The 19,933-nt window shown below is 45.9% G+C and carries 15 protein-coding genes; 12 read left to right on the top strand and 3 right to left on the bottom strand.

The features are described from left to right. Window positions 1-33: 33 nt before the first annotated feature. The 9 genes from OI18_RS21505 (at window position 34) to OI18_RS21465 (ending at window position 14,564) form a co-directional block, all read left to right on the top strand. On the top strand, window positions 34-2,403 hold the full coding sequence (locus tag OI18_RS21505) for an ABC transporter permease (protein ID WP_039143905.1): 2,370 nt from the start codon (window positions 34-36) through the stop codon (window positions 2,401-2,403). Between the two features lie 76 nt (window positions 2,404-2,479). Next, window positions 2,480-3,622 carry a FecR family protein gene (locus tag OI18_RS21500; protein ID WP_039143903.1) on the top strand — a complete coding sequence of 381 codons (1,143 nt, stop codon included), beginning with the start codon at window positions 2,480-2,482 and terminating at the stop codon, window positions 3,620-3,622. Window positions 3,623-3,648: 26 nt separating this feature from the next. Next, window positions 3,649-6,849, top strand: a complete 3,201-nt coding sequence (locus tag OI18_RS21495) for a TonB-dependent receptor (protein ID WP_052273469.1) — start codon at window positions 3,649-3,651, stop codon at window positions 6,847-6,849. An 18-nt stretch (window positions 6,850-6,867) separates the two neighbouring features. Then, a complete protein-coding gene (locus OI18_RS21490; protein WP_039143901.1) occupies window positions 6,868-8,409 on the top strand; it encodes a RagB/SusD family nutrient uptake outer membrane protein in 1,542 nt (513 codons plus the stop codon). Between the two features lie 32 nt (window positions 8,410-8,441). Continuing rightward, complete coding sequence (locus OI18_RS21485; protein ID WP_205410090.1) at window positions 8,442-9,638, top strand: Gfo/Idh/MocA family protein; 1,197 nt, start codon at window positions 8,442-8,444, stop codon at window positions 9,636-9,638. A 37-nt stretch (window positions 9,639-9,675) separates the two neighbouring features. Next, window positions 9,676-10,890 (top strand): MFS transporter, encoded by a 1,215-nt coding sequence (locus OI18_RS21480; RefSeq protein WP_160290273.1) that lies wholly within the window; start codon window positions 9,676-9,678, stop codon window positions 10,888-10,890. Then, complete coding sequence (locus OI18_RS21475; protein ID WP_039143898.1) at window positions 10,883-12,058, top strand: aromatic ring-hydroxylating oxygenase subunit alpha; 1,176 nt, start codon at window positions 10,883-10,885, stop codon at window positions 12,056-12,058. The genes OI18_RS21480 and OI18_RS21475 overlap by 8 nt, the downstream gene beginning before the upstream one ends. Next, the gene (locus tag OI18_RS21470; protein WP_052273468.1) at window positions 12,055-13,515 is read left to right on the top strand and encodes an FAD-dependent oxidoreductase; all 1,461 of its coding nucleotides are present in this window, start codon (window positions 12,055-12,057) and stop codon (window positions 13,513-13,515) included. The genes OI18_RS21475 and OI18_RS21470 overlap by 4 nt, the downstream gene beginning before the upstream one ends. A 5-nt stretch (window positions 13,516-13,520) precedes the next feature. Continuing rightward, complete coding sequence (locus OI18_RS21465; protein WP_039143896.1) at window positions 13,521-14,564, top strand: SIS domain-containing protein; 1,044 nt, start codon at window positions 13,521-13,523, stop codon at window positions 14,562-14,564. On the opposite strand, the gene OI18_RS21460 is transcribed toward OI18_RS21465, so the two are convergent. From OI18_RS21460 to OI18_RS21450, 3 genes are all read right to left on the bottom strand, one after another. Beyond that, on the bottom strand, window positions 14,536-15,096 hold the full coding sequence (locus OI18_RS21460; RefSeq protein ID WP_039143894.1) for an RNA polymerase sigma-70 factor: 561 nt from the start codon (window positions 15,094-15,096) through the stop codon (window positions 14,536-14,538). The two genes, OI18_RS21465 and OI18_RS21460, sit on opposite strands and share 29 nt — an antisense overlap. A gap of 197 nt (window positions 15,097-15,293) precedes the next feature. Further along, the gene (locus tag OI18_RS21455) at window positions 15,294-15,734 is read right to left on the bottom strand and encodes a VOC family protein (RefSeq protein WP_039143893.1); all 441 of its coding nucleotides are present in this window, start codon (window positions 15,732-15,734) and stop codon (window positions 15,294-15,296) included. A 57-nt stretch (window positions 15,735-15,791) separates the two neighbouring features. Then, complete coding sequence (locus OI18_RS21450; RefSeq protein WP_039143891.1) at window positions 15,792-16,880, bottom strand: Gfo/Idh/MocA family protein; 1,089 nt, start codon at window positions 16,878-16,880, stop codon at window positions 15,792-15,794. A 290-nt stretch (window positions 16,881-17,170) separates the two neighbouring features. Here OI18_RS21450 and OI18_RS21445 point away from each other — a divergent pair, with 290 nt between their 5' ends. The 3 genes from OI18_RS21445 to OI18_RS21435 are packed head-to-tail and all read left to right on the top strand — an operon-like array spanning window position 17,171 to window position 19,932. Then, on the top strand, window positions 17,171-17,617 hold the full coding sequence (locus OI18_RS21445) for a PepSY-like domain-containing protein (RefSeq protein ID WP_152616915.1): 447 nt from the start codon (window positions 17,171-17,173) through the stop codon (window positions 17,615-17,617). A 51-nt stretch (window positions 17,618-17,668) separates the two neighbouring features. Then, window positions 17,669-18,499, top strand: a complete 831-nt coding sequence (locus OI18_RS21440; RefSeq protein ID WP_039143887.1) for a nickel-binding protein — start codon at window positions 17,669-17,671, stop codon at window positions 18,497-18,499. Window positions 18,500-18,537: 38 nt separating this feature from the next. Further along, the gene (locus tag OI18_RS21435; RefSeq protein ID WP_039143919.1) at window positions 18,538-19,932 is read left to right on the top strand and encodes an FAD-binding oxidoreductase; all 1,395 of its coding nucleotides are present in this window, start codon (window positions 18,538-18,540) and stop codon (window positions 19,930-19,932) included. The last annotated feature ends 1 nt before the right edge of the window (window position 19,933 follow it).

Genomic DNA, 19,933 nt, shown 5'->3' with positions numbered 1-19,933 from the left:
CTGGCACAATTACCGGCACACAACTGCTTCATCATGTTCAGCAATTACTTCAAGACAGCGATCCGCAACCTGTGGAAGAATAAAGGTTATTCTTTTATAAACATCTTCGGCCTGTCGGTTGGGATGGCTGTAGCCATGCTTATTGGTCTGTGGGTGCAGTATGAACTCAGTTTTGACAAATTTCACACGCACCGCAAGAACATTGCGATCGTAATGAAGAAAACGAACTTCAACAATGTGAAGCGGGTGCAGACCGGTGTAATGTTGCCGTTATATGATGAACTGAAAAGCAAATATCCGGATGTAAAATATATCACCCGGCTGGACTGGGGTGGTGGGCATAGCCTCGTTGTGGGCAATAAGCGTCTGCAGATGGAAGGTCATTTTGCTGATCCCGATTTCCTCAGAATGTTTTCATTCCCGCTGGTAAAAGGAAATGCGGATAAGGCTTTGAATGAACCATATTCAATAGTGCTGTCCGAAAGACTTGCCACCGCTTTATTTGGTAACGAGGATCCGATGGGGAAAATGATTAAAATCGACAATGCCCACAATGTCATAGTTACCGGAGTTGCCAGGAATGTGCCGTCAAATTCCACTCTCAGTTTTGACCTTCTCATGCCGTATGAACTAAACGTTGCGACAAGTGACTTTGTAAGGAATGCCAAGACGCAGTGGCAGAATAATTTCCTGCAGACAATAGTTGAACTGAAAGATGGTGTTACAACAAGCACGTTCTCGAAACGCATTGAGAATATTGTCCGTGAAAAGGTGGATGACAAGAAAGAAGCCACCCTGTTCGTGCACCCGATGGAAAACTGGCATCTATATGATGATTTTAAAGAATGGGTGAACACCGGTGGCGCTATAGAATATGTCCGTCTCTTCGCGATCGTGGGGATCCTGGTGTTGTTAATCGCCTGCATTAACTTCATGAACCTCAGTACAGCACGTTCGGAAAAAAGGGCGAAAGAAGTTGGGATCCGTAAAGCCGTAGGCTCGCAGCGGAAGCAGCTGATCAGCCAGTTCCTTGGCGAATCGCTGGTAACTACATTCATTGCATTCATGATTTCCCTTTTCCTGGTAAAAGTATCCCTGCCGTTACTAAAAGATATTGGTTTCAGGGATATCAGCTTTGAATTTGACAACTATGCTTTGTTGGGAACTGCATTGGCCGGATGTATTGTTACGGGTTTGCTTGCTGGTTGCTACCCGGCATTTTATCTTTCCGGGTTTAACCCGGTAAAAGTGTTGAAAGGAACATTTCAACCAGGGAAATCGGCTAACCTGCCACGTAAGATACTGGTGGTTACGCAATTCAGTTTCAGTATAGCCCTCATAATCGGAACTGTAGTTATTTTCCAGCAGATCCAGCATGCTAAGGATCGGCCTCTTGGATATGATCCCAATAACCTCATTGGCTTTAATATTTCAGCTGACCTGGAGAAAAATTATGATGCCTTGAAACGCGAGCTCCAGGGAACGGGTTATGTTGAAGCAGTCAGCAAATCATCAAGCCCAATGACCGGGGTTTACAATTCGTGGGATAATTTTACCTGGGAGGGGATGGACCGGGAAAGCAAACCATTGTTTTCAACAATAATGGTGGATTATGACTATGAAAAGACTTCCGGAATTAAACTCAAAGACGGCCGTTTTTTTTCGCGTGATTTTTCAACTGATAGTAACTCTGTCATCATTAACGAGTCAGCAGCTAAACTGATGGGGTTCAAAAAGCCACTGGGCAGCACCGTTAAATATGACCAGGAAAACCTGACGGTGATCGGGGTGTCTGAAGATATGCTGATGGAAAATCCATATAAACCTGTTATGCCGGCCATCATGTTGCTAAGACCATACTTTATCGGGCAGGGCTTTGTCCGGTTTAAGAAAGATGTTGATATAAGGAAAGCGCTGGCTTCAATCCAGCCGGTTTTCGAACGCCATAACCCGGCATACCCGTTTGACTACCAATTCACTGATGAAGCGTTTGCGCGTAAATTCAGGAATGAAAACCAGGTGGGCAGGTTAGCCGGAATATTTGCCGTACTGGCAATCTTTATCAGCTGCCTGGGCTTATTCGGTCTCGCTTCATTTATGGCTGAGCGTCGGACAAAAGAAATCGGCATTCGCAAAGTTGTCGGGGCCTCAGTACCACAATTATGGATTCTACTTTCAAGGGATTTTGTGCTGCTTGTAGTCATCAGTTGCCTGATTGCCTCACCAATTGCGTGGCTTTTCATGGATAACTGGCTGCAGAAATATGATTATCATATTAATATCAGTCCGCTCGTATTTATTGCCGCTGCAGTGCTTGCAATTACCATAACCCTCGCGACTATCAGTTTCCAGGCTATAAAAGCTGCTGTGGCCAACCCGGTAAAAAGCCTCAGGTCGGAATAACTGGAAACTTTTTTTCCGGTGCACTAAGGGTAGTCCCTTATTTTCTTCTCTATAAAAGGTAACACAACCTTTTTACGTGAACCAACAGGAGAAAATAAGGGTATTGGCGGAGAAATGGCTGAACGGCACCATTACCGAGGAAGAAAAACAGGAGTTTGAACATTGGTACAATGATCATCCTGAAGAAAGCCTCAACTGGATGAGTGCAGATTCGGAAGACGAGCTTAAGGCAAGGATGTTCAGCCAGATCATGGATGAACCACGGATCAACAGGTTGACCAGGAAATTCGCCATTGCTGCCAGTGTACTGGTAATAATCGGAAGCGCAAGCTTATTTTTTTACACTTATACTTCAGGTAAAAGGAAAGACAGTGAACCTCAAATAGCCCGCACCAAAATCGCGCCTGAAAAGATTGAAGGCGTTAGTCTTACACTTGCAAACGGTTCCACGATTCCTTTAGAGATGGTAAATACCGGTCCGGTTGCAAGCCAGGGTTCTGCAATTATTCACAAACAGCCTGATGGTCAGCTAGCCTACCTGCATCAAAACCGCGAAAGCCAGGAAATTCTCTTCAACACCATTAGTGTACCCAAAGGCAGTAAGGTCCAGTCAATCCGGCTTTCTGACGGTACCATTGCCTGGCTCAACATGGAAAGCACAATGCATTTCCCCGTTTCGTTCAGCGGAAAACAACGGGAAGTTGAGATAACCGGTGAAGTATATTTTGAAGTAAGTCCGGATGCTGCGCGGAAATTTGTTGTGCGTACGCAAACCTCATCTACAGAAGTACTGGGTACACATTTTAACGTCAACACTTATGGGCAGCCTGTAGTTACCCTGCTCGAAGGCAAAGTAAAGTTTGCCGGTAACGGCAGTGAGCAGTTGCTTGCTCCTGGTCAGCAGGCCAGGCTTCTTCCCGGTTCAAAAAAGATCCATCTTGATAAATCTCCCGACCTGGAGGCAGTAATGGCCTGGAAATCGGGTCTGTTCAAACTCAATAATGCAAATGTCCCCACAATAATGGAGCAGCTATCCAGGTGGTATGACATTGACGTGAACATGGGACCAGGACTGAATGATGTCCGCTTCTCTGGAATGATGGAGCGAAAGAAAGACCTGGCAGCGGTCCTGGAGATTTTATCGCTCACCAGGGAGGTCCGCTTCGAGAAGAATGGTAAATCGTTAACCGTTCTCGCCAACACAAGGATTGCCAACTAACAAATAAAACCAACAATTGCCAGCTTATGAAACTTGACACTTCCTGTAAAGTCGCCGCCCGCGGGTGGATCGTACTGGTTCTGCTGCTTGCTGTCGGCCTGCAGGTCAGCGCAAAAGCATTTACGCAACCATTAACGATCACTCTCCAGGATGCATCACTCGACAAGGTCTTCCATGAAATTAAAAAACAGAGCGGCTACCTGTTTATTTACAGCAACAAGCAACTCGAAAATACCAGCACGGTTAGCATCAGCGTGAAGAATGCAACACTGGAGCATGTTTTGGATCTCTGTTTCCGCCAACAGCCGGTAACGTATAAGATTGTGGAGAATACTATAGTAGTAATTCCACGCAATAATAAAAATTTCCAGGTAACCACAGAAGTTGCAACTCCACCGATAGAAATAACAGGGTCAGTCAGTTCGGACGCAGGCGCACCACTGCATGGTGTGAGCATCATGTTGAAAGGGACAACCATTGGAACAACTTCTGATGCTTCAGGGAAATTCACTATCACTATCCCTGAAAATGGAACGCTGGTGTTTACTTACACCGGTTATGCAACTAAGGAGGTGGCAGCCAGTCACAATGCGACGATCACGGTGAAGCTCGAACTATTGGAAAGTAAGCTGAATGAAGTCGTAGTGATCGGCTATGGCACTCAGAAAAAGAAAGATGTTTCTGGGTCAATAGCAGTTGTTTCTGAAAAGGACTTCAATAAAGGTGTTACGCAAACTGCAGCAGACCTCCTGCAGGGAAAAGTGGCGGGGTTGACAGTAACCACAGAATCGGGTGATGTAACTGCAAAACCAACCATCCGCCTTCGCGGAACATCATCACTCACGGGTTCCAGTGCGCCATTTGTCGTGATAGATGGAGTACCGGGTATGGATATGACATCAGTAGCACCGCAGGATATTGAAACAATAAGTGTACTGAAAGATGCCGCTGCTACAGCTATCTACGGATCGCGGTCAGCGAGTGGTGTGATCCTGATCACAACAAAGAAGGGCAGGTCAGGACAGCAAAAGATCCAATTCAATAATTATATAGCGGTAGATAAAGTAGCGAACAAGCCTGAACTTCTATCCGCAGATGAATGGCGTAAGTACACTTCGGCCAATGGTATGGATGTTACCGGTCTCGATATGGGTGGCAATACCGACTGGTTCGATGAAATCATGCGCACGGGTATTTCAACTAACAACAACCTTTCCGTTTCAGGCGGCACAGATAAAGGCAACTATCGTGCGTCGCTCAACTACCTTAACCGGCAGGGGATCATGAAAGATAACAGCGTTAAGCGATTCAACGCCCTATTCAGTGTGAACCAGAAAGTGCTTGACGGCAGGATCAACCTGTCGTTAACGGGTGGCGCAACCCAAAGTGATTTTTCGCCGACAAATGGTTACAATACGGTGTTGGCATACACGATGCTGCCTGTTTATAACATTAAGAACGAAGATGGCACCTGGTTTGAAAAATATGACTGGGAACAGGGAAACCCCGTGCATAACATCGAGGAAAACAGCAATGACAACAAAACAAGCCAGCTTTATGGAAATGGAAATATAAAAGTCAAACTCTTCGAAGGGTTCACGGCTGGGGTCAACCTGTTTAAACAGCGCATGACGCAGGATGGGGCAAGGTATAATTCCATCACGTCCCAGGCTGGAAGAAATGACCGGGGATATGCATACCGTGAAAACAATGTATGGGACAAGAACCTGATGGAGATTACGGGCGAATACGACAGGAGCATTAAGGATCACGACTTCAAGCTTCTGGGTGGCTATTCATATGAAGAGAACTATGCGCAGTTTGTTCGTGCTGCGAACAGGGGGTTCATAACCGACCAGTTTGAATACAATAATCTAACTGCAGGAGAAAATCTCTTCCCCGGCGATGTTGGTTCTAATAAAGAACTGAGTAAGCTGATCTCTTTCTTCGGCAGACTTAACTACAGTTACAACGGGAAGTACACTATGAGTGCCACAATACGCCGTGACGGTTCTTCCAAATTCGGCAAGAATAATAAATGGGGTCTCTTCCCATCAGCGTCTGCGGCATGGACTATTTCCGAAGAAGCATTCCTGAGTTCAAGTACTGTTGTGGACGAACTGAAGCTCAGGATTGGTTATGGTAAGGTGGGTAACCAGGAAGGGATCGGGCCTTATAATTCTATAGCACTTTATGGAAGGGGCGATGAGTACTATGATAATGGAATGTGGAGAAACACCTATCGCTACGTCCAGAATAACAACCCTGACCTGAAGTGGGAAGAGACCGCTACAAGCAATATTGGGATTGATTATTCATTGTTTGCCGGCCGTGTTTCAGGTGCAATGGATTTTTATGTTAAGAAAACCACCGACCTGCTTTATGTATACAATGTCCCCGTACCACCGAACCTGTTTCCGACCACACTCGCAAACGTTGGTGATATGACCAACTCCGGATTTGAGTTTTTGATCAATACGGAAAACATCCGGAACAAGAACTTTCGCTGGACCAGTACGTTGAATTTTGCAACAAACAAGAACGTGGTGAACAGCCTTTCCAATGACATGTATCAAACGGAAAGCATTAAAACCGGTTCCATCAACTTGCGGGGGTCAGGCAACCTTACCAGTCACATTATCGAGGAGGGCAAGGAAGTAGGAACATTCTATGGTTGGAAATCTGCCGGCCTGGATGAAGACGGAAAATTCGTTTTCGTTGACCAGAACAAGGATGGTGAGATCAACAGCCTCGATTATACGTATATCGGGAATGCGATGCCCCGATTCACATATAGCATTTACAACTCGTTGACATATAAAAAGTTCAATCTTTCCATTTTCTTCAGGGGTGTGTATGGGAATGATGTTCTCAATAACCCAAGATTGCAGTATGCCAACGTGAAATGGCTGCCAGGTTCAAATGTAATGAAGGATGCCCTGACAAACGGGGTTAACGATGATCCGAAATTTTCCAGCTTCTACATTGAAAAAGGTTCTTTCCTGCGTCTTGATAACGCCAGTCTTTCTTACCAGCTGATTGATAAAAAGGAAAAAGGTATTAGTGGGCTTCGCTTGTATGTGACTGCACAAAACCTCTTTGTTATCACCAGTTTCAATGGAATGGATCCCGAAGTGAACATGAGCGGGTTGGCACCCGGTGTGCTGGAAAATGTTTTTGTTCCAAAACCACGGACATTCTCTTTTGGCATTGACATGAATTTTTAACCAAACAAAAGATTGGTCATGAAAAAAATCAAACTACCACTATACACGCTGGCACTTACTGTGGCACTATCCACATCCTGCACGAAACTGGACGAGACTTTGTACTCACAGGTAGCAGTAGACGATTTCGGCACGAACCAGGAACAGATTAATGCCCTGGTGGGTTCGATCTACAGTACACTTAAGCTTCATTGCATAGACTGGGACACCTATATTACGATGGATGGATTGTCATCCGATATGATCGCCATTCCCGGATATAAAGGAGGGGACTGGAGTGAGCCGATGTACAAGGAAACTATGAGGCATACCTGGAATGCGAGCAGCAGCGGCTTCAATGAGTCCTATTTCGGACCGTCTGCCAACATTTCCCTTTGCAACCAGATCTACTACCAGATCGATATTAACAACGCAATTGTTCCGGAACTGAAAGTGCAGATCCTGGCCGAGATCAGGGCGGTGAGAGCTTTCTGGTATTATATCCTAGTTGACCATTATGGTAATGTGCCCATCGTTACTGACTTTCTTGATAAATCACAACCGGAAACGAGGACCAGGGCGGAAGTTTTCAACTTTATCGTCAATGAGTTGAACGAAGTAAAGGACAAACTGCGTACTGATGTCGCAACCCCTGCGAGCTACGGAAAGATGACACGCGGTGCCGCCTATACATTGCTTGCGAAAATGTATCTCAATGCAATGTCGTGGAATCCTGCAGGCGGACCTAAATGGCAGGAATGCATCGATGCCTGCAACGAAGTGCTTGCCATGCCATACCAGCTTGAGAAGTGGGATGTAAATTTTGTTCCAAACAATAACATTTCACGCGAAGCCATCTTTAGTGCGGTATTCAAAACCGGCGGAAGCGGCAGGCAGAACAACATCGCGCTGAATACCCTTCACTATTTTGATCCGATTGCGCTTGGACTGAATATAAGTCCATGGAACGGTATAGCCGCCACCCCTTCGTATGTTAAGGAGTTTGATCCGGCAGATTCAAGGTATGATGCCTCTTTCTTGATTGGTGAAATGAGAAACCCTGCTGGTGAAATCATTCTCACTCCGCACGGCAGGCCACTGATCCACACAGTGGATATGGTTATGAATGAAGTGGGATCGGACGGTTGGGGCTGGATCAACCAGGAAGAAGGGGCGAGGATTAAAAAATGGCCTTTCGAACTGGGATTAAGTAACAGTATGGAAAATGACTTTCATATTTTCCGGCTAGCGGACGTGTACCTGATGAAGGCAGAAGCACTGGTACGGAATGGCGGCAGCAATACTGAAGCAACCTCTTTAGTAAATGCTATTAGGGCAAGGGCATTTACTGACCCTTCGAAATTGTATGGATCAGTAACACTCGAATATATTTACAAGGAAAGAAGATTCGAACTGGCATGGGAAGGCTTTACCCGCCAGGACATGATCCGGTTTGATAAGTTCCTGCAACCACGTTCTCCGTTCAAGCCTTACGCCAGTGACCCGAAATACCTGCTCTACGCTATTCCACAGGCTGCGATCGACGCCAATAATAAATTAAAACAAAACCCAGGCTATTAACATCAGTTTCTGACAATAACAAAATCAACGACATGAAAAATATTTCAAGAAAAAACTTCCTGACAAACTTTGGCGTGCTGGGTGCCGCTGCAGTTTTATCTCCTTCTGTATTGGCAACTGCTGCCGAAAAAGGTACTGCGGATGTTCCGCAGTTGCCCTTGAACAGGAAAGTCAGGGTAGGACTCATTGGTTGTGGTAGTGTTTCAGGTGTATATCTTCCCCATCTTGCCAATTGCCAGTTTGCAGAGGTTGTCAGCCTTTGTGACATCAAGCCTGATCGTGCCCAGAAAAGGGCGAAGCAGTTTAGTGGTGCAACTGTGTATCCGCATATTGACAAAATGCTGGCCGGGGTGCCGTTCGACTTGTTGATCAATACCACCAATATGCAGGAGCATGGGCGCCTCAATAAAATCGCCATTGCAGCGGGTAAACATGTGTGGTGCGAAAAGCCGCTGGCAAATACGTATAAGGAAGGTCGTGAGATCCTTGATCTTGCAAAAGCGAAAGGAGTAAAGATCTGGGGCGCTCCTGCAGTAGTGAATAGTCCACAGTTCGCTTTTATGGCAAAGCAGATCGCAGAGGGCAAGTTGGGCCGGATCGCTGCGGCGCATGGCCACTATGGTCATGAAGGTCCGCACTGGTCCGCATTCTTCTACGAAGAAAATGGGGGCAGTCTGCCGGACCTTGGTGTATATAACATTGCAACGCTTACCGGTCTGTTTGGTCCAGCCAAATCAGTTGTTGCCATGACAAATGTGATCACGCCTACAAGGAATGTTGAAGATAAAGGATCGATCCAGGTCGTTGCAGAAGACAATGCCCAAGTGTTGTTCGAGCATCACAGTGGTGTGATCAGTCATATCCAGTGCGGGTTCAATTACTTTGATCCTTACGGTCACCAGGGAAAAGGGCAGGAGCGACCAACAATTTCAGTTTACGGTTCAAAAGGTAACATGCATATGGTCGGTTATGACTGGATGCCTTTCGGTGTGGATATGGCTACACATGAGAATCCCGCAACCCAGAGATTTGCCACAGACACCGGTTCATATGTCTGGCAGGAAGGCGCATCTGTGATTTGCGAATGCATGTCAACCGGCAAACAACCACTGATCAACGTTGAACACTCGCTTCATGTGCTTGAAATCATTGAAGCTGCGCGGGAATCACAACGTACCGGCCAGCGAATTAACCTCAACTCAGCTTTTCCCTGGCCAATGGTAGGGTAAGGGAAAAAGTATTCGTAACTTATAAATCAATAACAAAGTGCCGGACATTCATAATACAGGACGATTGCTGAGAATCGGGACGGAAAACAACCGCTTCCGGGCAGTTTTCCTGTTTTGTTTCGCTTCGCTGGGTGCCTGGATGCCCAACCTGAATATCTGGCTGGAAGATAAAGGTATGAGTGGCTCCCAGATGGGCTATCTTTCAGCAATTCCGTGGCTGGTAATGCTGATCGTACAGCCCTTCTGGGGACTGCTTGCTGATAGAGCCGGTAAAATGCGCTGCTTTAGTTTCGCCATATTACTGTCTGCAATCCTGTTCGCCATTTTCCCATTTTCTGCGTCAGGAACCACACTAATAGCTGTAATGATTTTCCTATTCGCAGTTTTTCAATCACCTGTATTACCGTTACTGGACAGCCTTACGCTTGATCATACTTCGGCAGACGCAACAGTTTCATACAGTACATTACGATTCTGGGGCGCACCTGGTTTTGGACTGGGCGCATTACTGACGGGTCTGCTGATGCCAAAATTCGGAAGTGATGTCTGTTTTTACCTGGCTGCGATTTTCCTGGTATCAGGTTGGCTAGTGGCAAAAACATTAACCGTATTGCCACCTGCAGTTTCAGCTGCGGACCTGAGTTTCAGGGGGCTGCGCCAGACTTTAATCAATAAAGTGCTGCTGGGATTCCTGTTCATCCTGGTAATCGTGTCGATAGCTCAATCCTGCAGTTCTTTTTTTCTTACCGTATACATGCGTGAAATTGGCGCTTCGTCTACTACAACGGGAACGGCAATCGGAATCCAGGCACTCAGTGAATTACCGTTCTATTTCATTGCAGCATGGATGTTGCGGAAGATATCGCCCGGAAAAGTACTTGTGATTGCCATTTTCGGAACGGGGCTCAGATTGTTGTTGTATTACCTTAACAATAATCCTTATGCAGTCATTGGCATCGAAACACTGAATGGCGTTACATGGACACTCTTATGGATCGCATCTGTTGAATTTGTGAACGAAAAAGTGCCTCCGCAATGGCGAACTACCGGGCAATCGCTGCTCTGGGCAATGTATTTCGGCGCAGGGGCTGTACTGGGAAATATTCTTATCGGCAGAATGTATGAAAGCATGCCGATGCACCAGGTGTTCGGAATTTTCAGCCTGTTGGTATTTATTGTTGGAATAATCTCATTCCTGCTGTTCTACAGATCAGCAAAATCAAAAAGCTATAAAATTCCCCAATATGAATAAAGTGCAAATGCTCTTGAAGCAATATAAAAAGGGATGGAGTCTTGAACGCGATTTCTATACCAGTCGTGAAGTGTTCGACAGTGAAGTGGAACAGGTCTGGAAGAAGCGATGGCTATTTGCGGGTTTCTCCTGTGAAATTCCGGAGCCGGGCGATTATTTTACATATAATATTCTCGAGCAATCTGTCATCATCATCAGGAATGATGATGGGAAAATCTATGCCCATCACAATTCCTGCAGGCATCGCGGATCTGCGATCTGCCTGGAAGAGCGTGGGCATGAAGAAAACCTGAAATGTCCATACCACAGTTGGGTGTATGATAAAAAAGGAAATCTCCGGAATGCACGATTAATGCCAGAAGATTTTGACAAGAGCCACTTTGGATTACATCCTGTACACATCCGGCAGATCGAGGGAGCTATTTTTATTTGTCTTAGTGATGTGGCGCCGGATTTTACACGGGAAACGGAGGGGCTTGCGCCATACCTGCAACCATTCCAGCTTGACAAGGCGAAAGTTGCATACCGCGACCGATATGAACTCGATGCCAACTGGAAACTCATTGGTGAGAATTTCCGTGAGTGCTATCACTGCGGACCGGTTCACATCGAATATTGCAGTGTTGTAGTGGGAGCCAACCTGGTTGAAGACAGGGAAGCTGTTGTGGAGGAAAGCATGACTATCTGGCAGCAAAATGGGTTGGCTGTTGGAACGATTGAAAACGAAAATGGCGCAAGTCATTATGCTACGCGTTATCCATTGCGTCCGGGTATGGAAAGTTATACACTGGATGGAAGACCTGCAGCACCTCTCATGGGCGAACATAAGCATTACGATGCCGGTGTGGTAGGTCTCATCAATTATCCTAACTTCTGGATGGATGGAGTGAGTGATTATCTCTGGTCGATGCGCATTACACCGTTGGATGAATCGCGATCTGTTGTTGACCTTACCTGGCTGGTCGACGGTAAGGCCGAAGAAGGAATAGATTATGATGTGGAAAGGCTTACTGAATTCTGGAAGATCACCGGGGAGCAGGATTGGCATCTCTGTGAAAACAACCAGAAGGGGATTCGTTCGACGCGGTATGAGCCGGGACCGCTGGCACCTTCAGAAGCTGATGTAGTGAATTTCCATTCCTGGTACCTGGAAAAAATGAACGAATGAAAAGGACTTCAGTTGAGCCGGTAAAAAAGACAAAGCTGGTACTGATTGGAAATGGACCTGTGGGATTCAAGTTTTGCGAAAAATTCGTGAAGTACAGGCTGGGCAAAAATTATGACCTCGTTGTTTATGGAGAAGAAAAGACCCCGGCATATGACAGGATCAATCTTACCAAATTCTTTTCCGATAAGGTTGCCGAGAAACTGATACTTGCATCATCCAACTGGTACGCTCAGCATAAAATGGTCTTACGGACTGGACAACGGATTGTTGAGATCAACCGCGCGGAAAAATGGATCAGGACTGAACGTGGCGCGACAGAAACATACGACAAACTCATTTTAGCCACCGGTTCAGTACCTTTTGTTCCTCCTATTGCAGATATGGACATGGAGGGTGTATTTGTATATCGTACCCTTAATGATGTACAGGCAATCCATGATTTCATGCGGCCGGGGCAAAAGGCTGTTGTAATCGGTGGAGGTATACTCGGACTTGAAGCAGCGCGGGCGCTTTCAGAATCAGGGCTGAAGACAACTATTATAGAAGTTGCACCGCACATTATGTCGCGTCAGCTCGATGCCGACAGTGCTGCCATCCTTCAAAAGCAAATTGAGGCACTGGGGATAAATATACTGACGGGCATAAAAGTAGAACGCATAGTTGGAGTGGACAACACGAAGTTGGTGGTTTGCAGTGACGGAACCGAATTGAATGCTGATATGGTGGTAATGTCAGCAGGTATCCGTCCACGTGATGAACTGGCTGTTTCCTCGGAGTTGAAAACAGGTCCAAATGGCGGCATTGCTGTAAACAACTATAACCTGAGTGAGGACGAGAACATTTTTGCTATTGGTGAATGTGCATTTGCTGCAGGTAAAGTATGGGGCCTGGCAGCCCCGTGTTTTGAAATGGCAGAAGTTGTAGCTGCGCGGCTGGCGAAAATCTACAAGGTCTTTACCGGTAATGACCTGTTGACAAAATTGAAAGTGATGGAAGTAAAGGTCATTTCGTTTGGAGATGCACTTGGCGAAAAAGATCACATACCGCTTGTACATTCAGACCCGGGTTCCGGGATCTACAAGCGTGTCAATGTTTCCCCTGACCGGCAATATGTATTGGGAGGCATTTTATTAGGCGAAGCCGGTGGTTATTCATCGTTGTTCCACATGGTGCGGAACAGGATAAAAATTTCCGGATCACCTGAAGACCTGGTAACGGTGAACCCGGACACCGCATCGGAAAAGATCACGAATCTGCCGGATGATACCGTTATCTGCTTGTGTGAGGGGATAACAAAAAGAACAATAGTAACAGAAATAAAGGAAAATGGCTTAACACGACTGGATGAGGTCAAAAAATTCACTAATGCCGGTTCAGGATGTGAAAGCTGTACTTCGTTGCTCGAAGACCTGCTTGCCGAAATAACCGGCGACCAGGCGGCTGCGGGAAAAATGTAACTACTATGACAAAATACCTTCGGGATATACTCGATCAGCCTGACCAGTTGCTGAATTCCATAGATTATAATTTCGGTGAAGGCAGTGCGCAGATGAAAACTTCAGCAGGGCTTGTACGAAGGGCCGATCATGTTTACATTTCTGCGATCGGTGCCAGCTGGAATGCGGGTATTGCACTACAGGCAGCGCTCAATGAAACCGGGGTACAGGCTGAACTGTGTGATGCTGCTGATTTCCTGCACTTTACCCATATTTTGCCGGATTCTGCAGTTATCTTCCTGTCGCGCAGCGGGAAAAGTATTGAGATTGTAAATGCTTTACCAAAATGCCGTGCGGCAAAAGCGTCGGTGGTAAGCATTACCAACGATAATGAAAGTGCTCTTGCCCGGGGCTCTGACGCCTGCATACTGATGGGAGTCCGTTTTGATAACAGTATTTCTGTGAGCACTTATTCATCGATCATCCTGAATGGTAACATTCTCGCCAGGTGCATCGCAGATCATAGGCTGGATAATTCAATGGTAGAGGAACTTACATCATCAATTATACAGGTCCGCCAGAGGATTTCCGAATGGAAGGATATGACCGAGGCTTCCGGATGGGGAGGTAAAAATCCATACACTTATTTCCTGGCGCGTGGCGCGAACCTGGCATCGGCCCACGAGAGCAGGTTATTATGGGAAGAAGCTGCGAAACATCCGGCAACTTCGTTAACTACCGGAGCATTCCGTCATGGCCCGCAGGAGATCATTAATAACAGTCTTAATATTGCCCTTTGGCTTGACAACAGGATTGTCCGCGATTACGATATCCAACTGGTCAATGACCTTGCAGAGAGAGACGTTAACATAGTTTCAATCGGTCATGACCTTCCTGCAACTTTGAAAGGATTTAAAATTGAAGTCCCGCATTTTCCTTCGATGCTTGCCCCTGTTGTTAATATTATCCCGATGCAGCTGGCGGCTGAGAAACTGGCCCGTTTACGCGGGCAGGATCCTGACGGGTTTTTATACTGCAATTTTATCGTGGAAGCAGAAGGCGGCCTTTAAGTACTTTGAGCGCCTTGCTCATATGTGCCTGTACCGTTTTCCTGGAAATACTCATCACGTCTGCGATTTGCTTTTCAGAATAACCACTTTCCCTGCTAAGCCGGAATACCAGCTGGCATTTTTCAGGCAGGCTTCGTACAGTTTGTTCCAGTTGCTGGCGAACAGCGGAATAGTCAAGCCATTCAGAGGTCTGGTTATCGAGGTCGGCGGTGGGGTTACCGGATAAGGTGTTCACTGCGTTCTGATATTTTTGTTGCCGTGACAAGGTCGCTAGAATTTCATATTTGACACAAGAGGCTATGTAAGTATGAAAAGTATTCCGGATATGAAGTTCTTTTCGCATTTTCCAGATGTTAAGAAACACCTGTTGTACGATTTCTTCGGCCTCCTGTTCAGACCCGGTTTTGCAGCGGGCTAGGATCAGTAGTTTTTTCCAGTAGCGGTTATACAGAGTCTCAAATGCCTTTCTGTTTTCATTTTCCCTCAAAAGTGTAACAAGCTGGCAGTCGCTCAGGTACTGAATATTAGTCATGCAGGCAGTCGTTTTTCCTATGGCGCAATTAGCAATGGTCGTTAACCAAAACTAAAAGCCCCGTCAGAAGAAAACCACCATTTTGCACTATCAAACTAGTATTATAATAGCAAAATCGTGAAAAAAGAAGTGGGGTAATGACGCTTACGGCCGATGCCGGCAGTTCGCCATTACCCCACAAACAGGTATTAAATTCCCTATTGCTTTTGTTGGTTATAATCGTAATTCACCATCCAGCTGATCCCGAATTTGTCGATAAACATGCCGAAAAAAGCTCCCCAGAAAGTTTTCTCCATCGGCATGGTGATCTTTCCACCGGCGGAAAGGCCGTTAAATACGCGTCTCGCTTCTTCTTCGGAGTCGGTATTGATTGACAATTGGATATTATTTCCTTCAACTACATTTTTGGCCCATTCGCCACCTATGTCGCTTCCCATAAGAACGGAGTCTTTACCGATCGGAAGGGAGATATGCATTACAAGTTCTCCATCAATATCTTTCATATCTTTTCCTTCAGTTGGGGGCATGTCTTTATAACGTCCAACATATGGAAATTCTCCTCCGAACACTGATTGATAAAATTTAAAGGCCTCTTCGCAATTGCCTTTAAAATTCAGATATGGGTTTACCTGTGCCATAATTTGGTTGATTTTTCAGTTAGTTAAAAGTGGTTTATTGGGGACTCCCGAATGTAATTAATTTATCGCTTCCAGATTTATCGCTTTGCCTGTATGAACAGATTCATCACAAGCGAAAGCAACGCGCAGGCTATTCAGGGCATCCCGATGGTGTGCATCCAGATCAAGATTTTCCGTAATGGCTTTAAAGAAAAATCGCTGCTGGCGGTTACAAAGTTCCTGGTGATCTGGTTCATCACTCATGTCGATCCATTCATCCTGCTTTTTGAAATGCCCCTGATCATCCAGAGCTGAATGATGCAACAGGAGCGATTCCGTTTTTGTATGTGAATCGATACTCGAAGACTTGCCGGCAGCACCTGCATCCCGGGCAGTAATGGAAACTGAGCCTTTGGGACCAATCACATCTTTTACAAAAAAGGCTGTTTCACTCATCATTGGTCCCCAGCCGGCTTCGTACCAGCCAATTGAGCCATCGGCAAAGCGGATTTGCAGTTGACCATAATTATAATTGCCTGAGGGCATATCGTCTGTAAGCCTTGCACCGATCGCGCTGACCTGTACAGGCTCCGCCTTCGTCATCTGGCACATGACGTCGATATAATGTACACCGCAATCAACTATCGGACTCAATTCTTCCAGCAGTCTGCGGTGAACCAACCATGCGCTACCCTGGCTCTGCTGGTTCAGATTCATCCGCATAACCAGTGGCTTACCAAGAGTTCCTGCCAATTCAATAAACCTTTGCCAGGAGGGATGGTGCCTGAGGATGTACCCAACTACCATTTTCCTGTTGGTCCGTGTTGCAGCATCGATCATTCTTTTTGCACCATCAACAGTCGCTGCCAATGGTTTTTCAATAAAAACATGGCAGCCGGCTTCCAGGGACCTGATCGCAAAATTTTCATGGGTGTCATGATAAGTTGAAATGCAGACGCAATCAGGGTGAGTAGATTGTAGTGCGGATTCCAGGTCGTCGAACAGTGGAATATCTCCGCCAAGTTTTTCACCGAGAACCTGCTTACTTTTGCCTGTGGATACCAATCCGCATATTTCGAAGCCGGGAATTGATTTGTAAGCCAATGCATGCGAGCTCCCCATATTGCCGCAGCCAACAACCAAAACGCGAAAGATTTTTTTCTGCATCACCAAATGTAATTCATCCGGGCAACTGGCATTATATTTTCATGATAATTTAAAATGCCCGCTATGAAAAAGAATGAAGAAAAGAAAACCAAACCCGTTAAGTAGCGTACCCGGAGAACATTATTAAGGCAACGGTAATCCCTAACGACCCAACTACGCAGAAACGCAGGTCTGATCTCTGTGAAACTTCAATGCTGAGATGATAGGTTCAATTTGGGGGAGAAGGAATGTGTGATTATGTTTTAGAAGAACAACCGGATTAGTGTTTTACAAACCTAAAACAACATACAATGAAAAGTCTAAAGTTCATTCCAACAGTTCTTGCCTGTATTTTATTTTGCGGACAATTGATAGCCCAGGTAATCAATATACCCAACAAATCTGAAAAGCATTTTTCTGAAAAGTATCCCAAAGCTGCGAATGTAAACTGGAAAAACAATGTGACTGATTACAGCGCTTCATTCGACCAGGACAACCTGAAACATAAAGCGCATTATCACATGGATGGAGTGTGGGATTATACGGAAACATTTCTAACGGAGGATAAGTTTCCTGCTGACGTAAAATCTGCGTTAACCAAAAGTCGTTATTCTGAGTGGAAAATTCTTTCAGCGGATTTGGTGGAAAATAACAAAGGTGAGAAGATGTACAGGTATGAGTTAAAGAAAGGTATAGAGAAAAAATACATTTTCTTCGACAAAGACGGGAAAGAAGTTAAGTCCAAAAGTACCATCTGAGGCAGTAGTTAATAAGTATCTTTAGTACAATCATTCGCTTAAACTTCGGGCATGCCGCTTTATATGGACCTTCATAAGGGCCTTAAAGGGCAAATTAAACTTTGCGATGTGGAAAAAGCACATTTGCTTGATCTCGCCGTGCAGGATAAGTACGGGGTGAAATACCACAAGTTTTACGTAAACGAAGAAGAAGGAACAATTTTCTGCCTGATCGAAGGACCAAGTAAAGAGGCATGTGCTGCCTGCCACAGTGAGGCGCATGGAAACACTCCTTGTGAAATTATTGAAGTTCATCCCAGGGATTATTCAGCTATTCTTGGCAATGGTGATACTGCACCAACCGGGTTTGCAGTGCATCCGGATGGTAAGATTGATTCGGCCGTCCGCACTTTTCTCTTTACTGATATTGTGAATTCAACAAGCCTCACAGAACATTATGGTGATATAATGTCCATGAACATACTTCGGAAACATAACGAGATTGTACGTGACAGCTTGCAGAAAAATAATGGCCAGGAAGTAAAACATACAGGCGATGGGATTATGGCCAGTTTCTTTTCAACGTCAAAAGCAGTCAGGAGTGCATTGGAAATCCAGAAGGACCTGAAGGAGTTCAGGTCAGTTCATATTGATACGCCTCTCTTCGTACGCATAGGAATAAACGCCGGGGAGCCGGTTACGGAGGGACAGGACTTCTTTGGTGCCGCAGTGCAATTAAGCAAACGAATTTGCGACATTGCGGGTGCCGACCAGGTATTTATTTCGGACGTGGTTAAAAGCCTTTGCCTGGGTCGCAATTTCGAATTTGAAGACCTGGGTGATCATAAACTGAAAGGCTTTTCCAACCCTGTAAAAGTGTTTTCCGTGCTCGGTTACAAGTGACTATAAACGTTAGGATCCATACATTCAAACTTGACCTTATGCTAAGTAACGAAACGATCCTGGATCTAATTTCCGGAATTAGAGGCTCTGTGATTCAACCGGGAGACGCCAACTATGATTCTGCAAGAAAGGTATATAACGGTATGATAGACAAACGTCCGCGGATGATCGTACAATGTTCTGATGTCGCAGATGTGATCATGAGCGTGAATTTTGCCCGGACCTCAGGATTGCAGGTAGCAGTCAGGGGTGGGGGACATAATGCCGGTGGGTTGGGAGTGTGGGATGATGCGCTTGTCATTGACTTGTCTCCAATCAAATATACAAGGGTTGATCCTGAAGCCGGTACTGTTGTAGCCGGGGGCGGATGCACCTGGGGCGATGTTGATCACGCAACACATGCTTTCGGTATGGCAACTCCAAGCGGTATAATTTCAACTACCGGGGTTGGCGGACTTACCCTCGGGGGTGGATTGGGTCACCTTACCCGGAAATGCGGACTTACAATTGACAACCTTCTGGCTGCAGATGTGATACTGGCAGATGGAAGTTTTGTTCATGCTGACCAGAGCAACCACCCAGACCTTTTCTGGGCGCTAAGGGGAGGTGGCGGCAATTTTGGTATCGTCACAGCATTTACGTTCCGATTGCATCCGATCGATACGGTATATGCCGGCCCCATGTTGTGGGAACCTGAGCATACGGAAGAACTAATGAAATGGTATCGCCTGCTGATCACACATTCACCAGACGACCTGAATGGGTTCTTTGCATTCCATTGTGTTCCACCAGTAGCGCCATTCCCTGAACATTTACATCATAAGAAAATGGCTTTCATAGTATGGACATACACCGGGCCTCTTGAGAAAGCCGAGGAAGTTTTTGCGCCCATTCGACAGTTCAAAAAACCTGCCCTTGATCTTGTAGGGCCATTGCCGCATCCGGCACTTCAGGGTATGTTCGATGGTATTTATCCACCAGGGCTACAGTGGTATTGGCGCGCGGACTTTGTGAATGATCTCACCGATGATGCGATAAAGGAGCACATCAGGTTTGCCCGGCAAATGCCAACCGAACATTCCACAATGCACCTGTATCCTGTAAACGGTAAAGCAGCTACTATAGGTAATAAGGATACAGCCTGGAATTACAGGCAGGCAAACTGGGCGATGGTGATTGTGGGCGTGGATCCTGATCCTGCAAACAAGGAAAAAATCACCAGCTGGACAAAAGCATACTGGGAAGCTTTACATCCCTATTCAGCAGGCGGTGCCTATGTTAACTTTATGATGGACGAGGGTGAGGACAGGGTGAAAGCGACTTACGGTGAAAATTATGAGCGGCTGGTTCAGATAAAAAACAAGTATGATCCCGGAAATTTCTTCCGGGTCAACCAAAACATTATACCAGGTAAGGTGGCTGCGCTGGCTTGAA

The sequence above is a fragment of the Flavihumibacter solisilvae genome, assembly GCF_000814475.1.
In the GTDB taxonomy this organism is placed as follows: domain Bacteria; phylum Bacteroidota; class Bacteroidia; order Chitinophagales; family Chitinophagaceae; genus Flavihumibacter; species Flavihumibacter solisilvae.
Note: the sequence above shows the minus strand (reverse complement) of the source record. Positions and strands in the feature narration are given on the sequence as shown.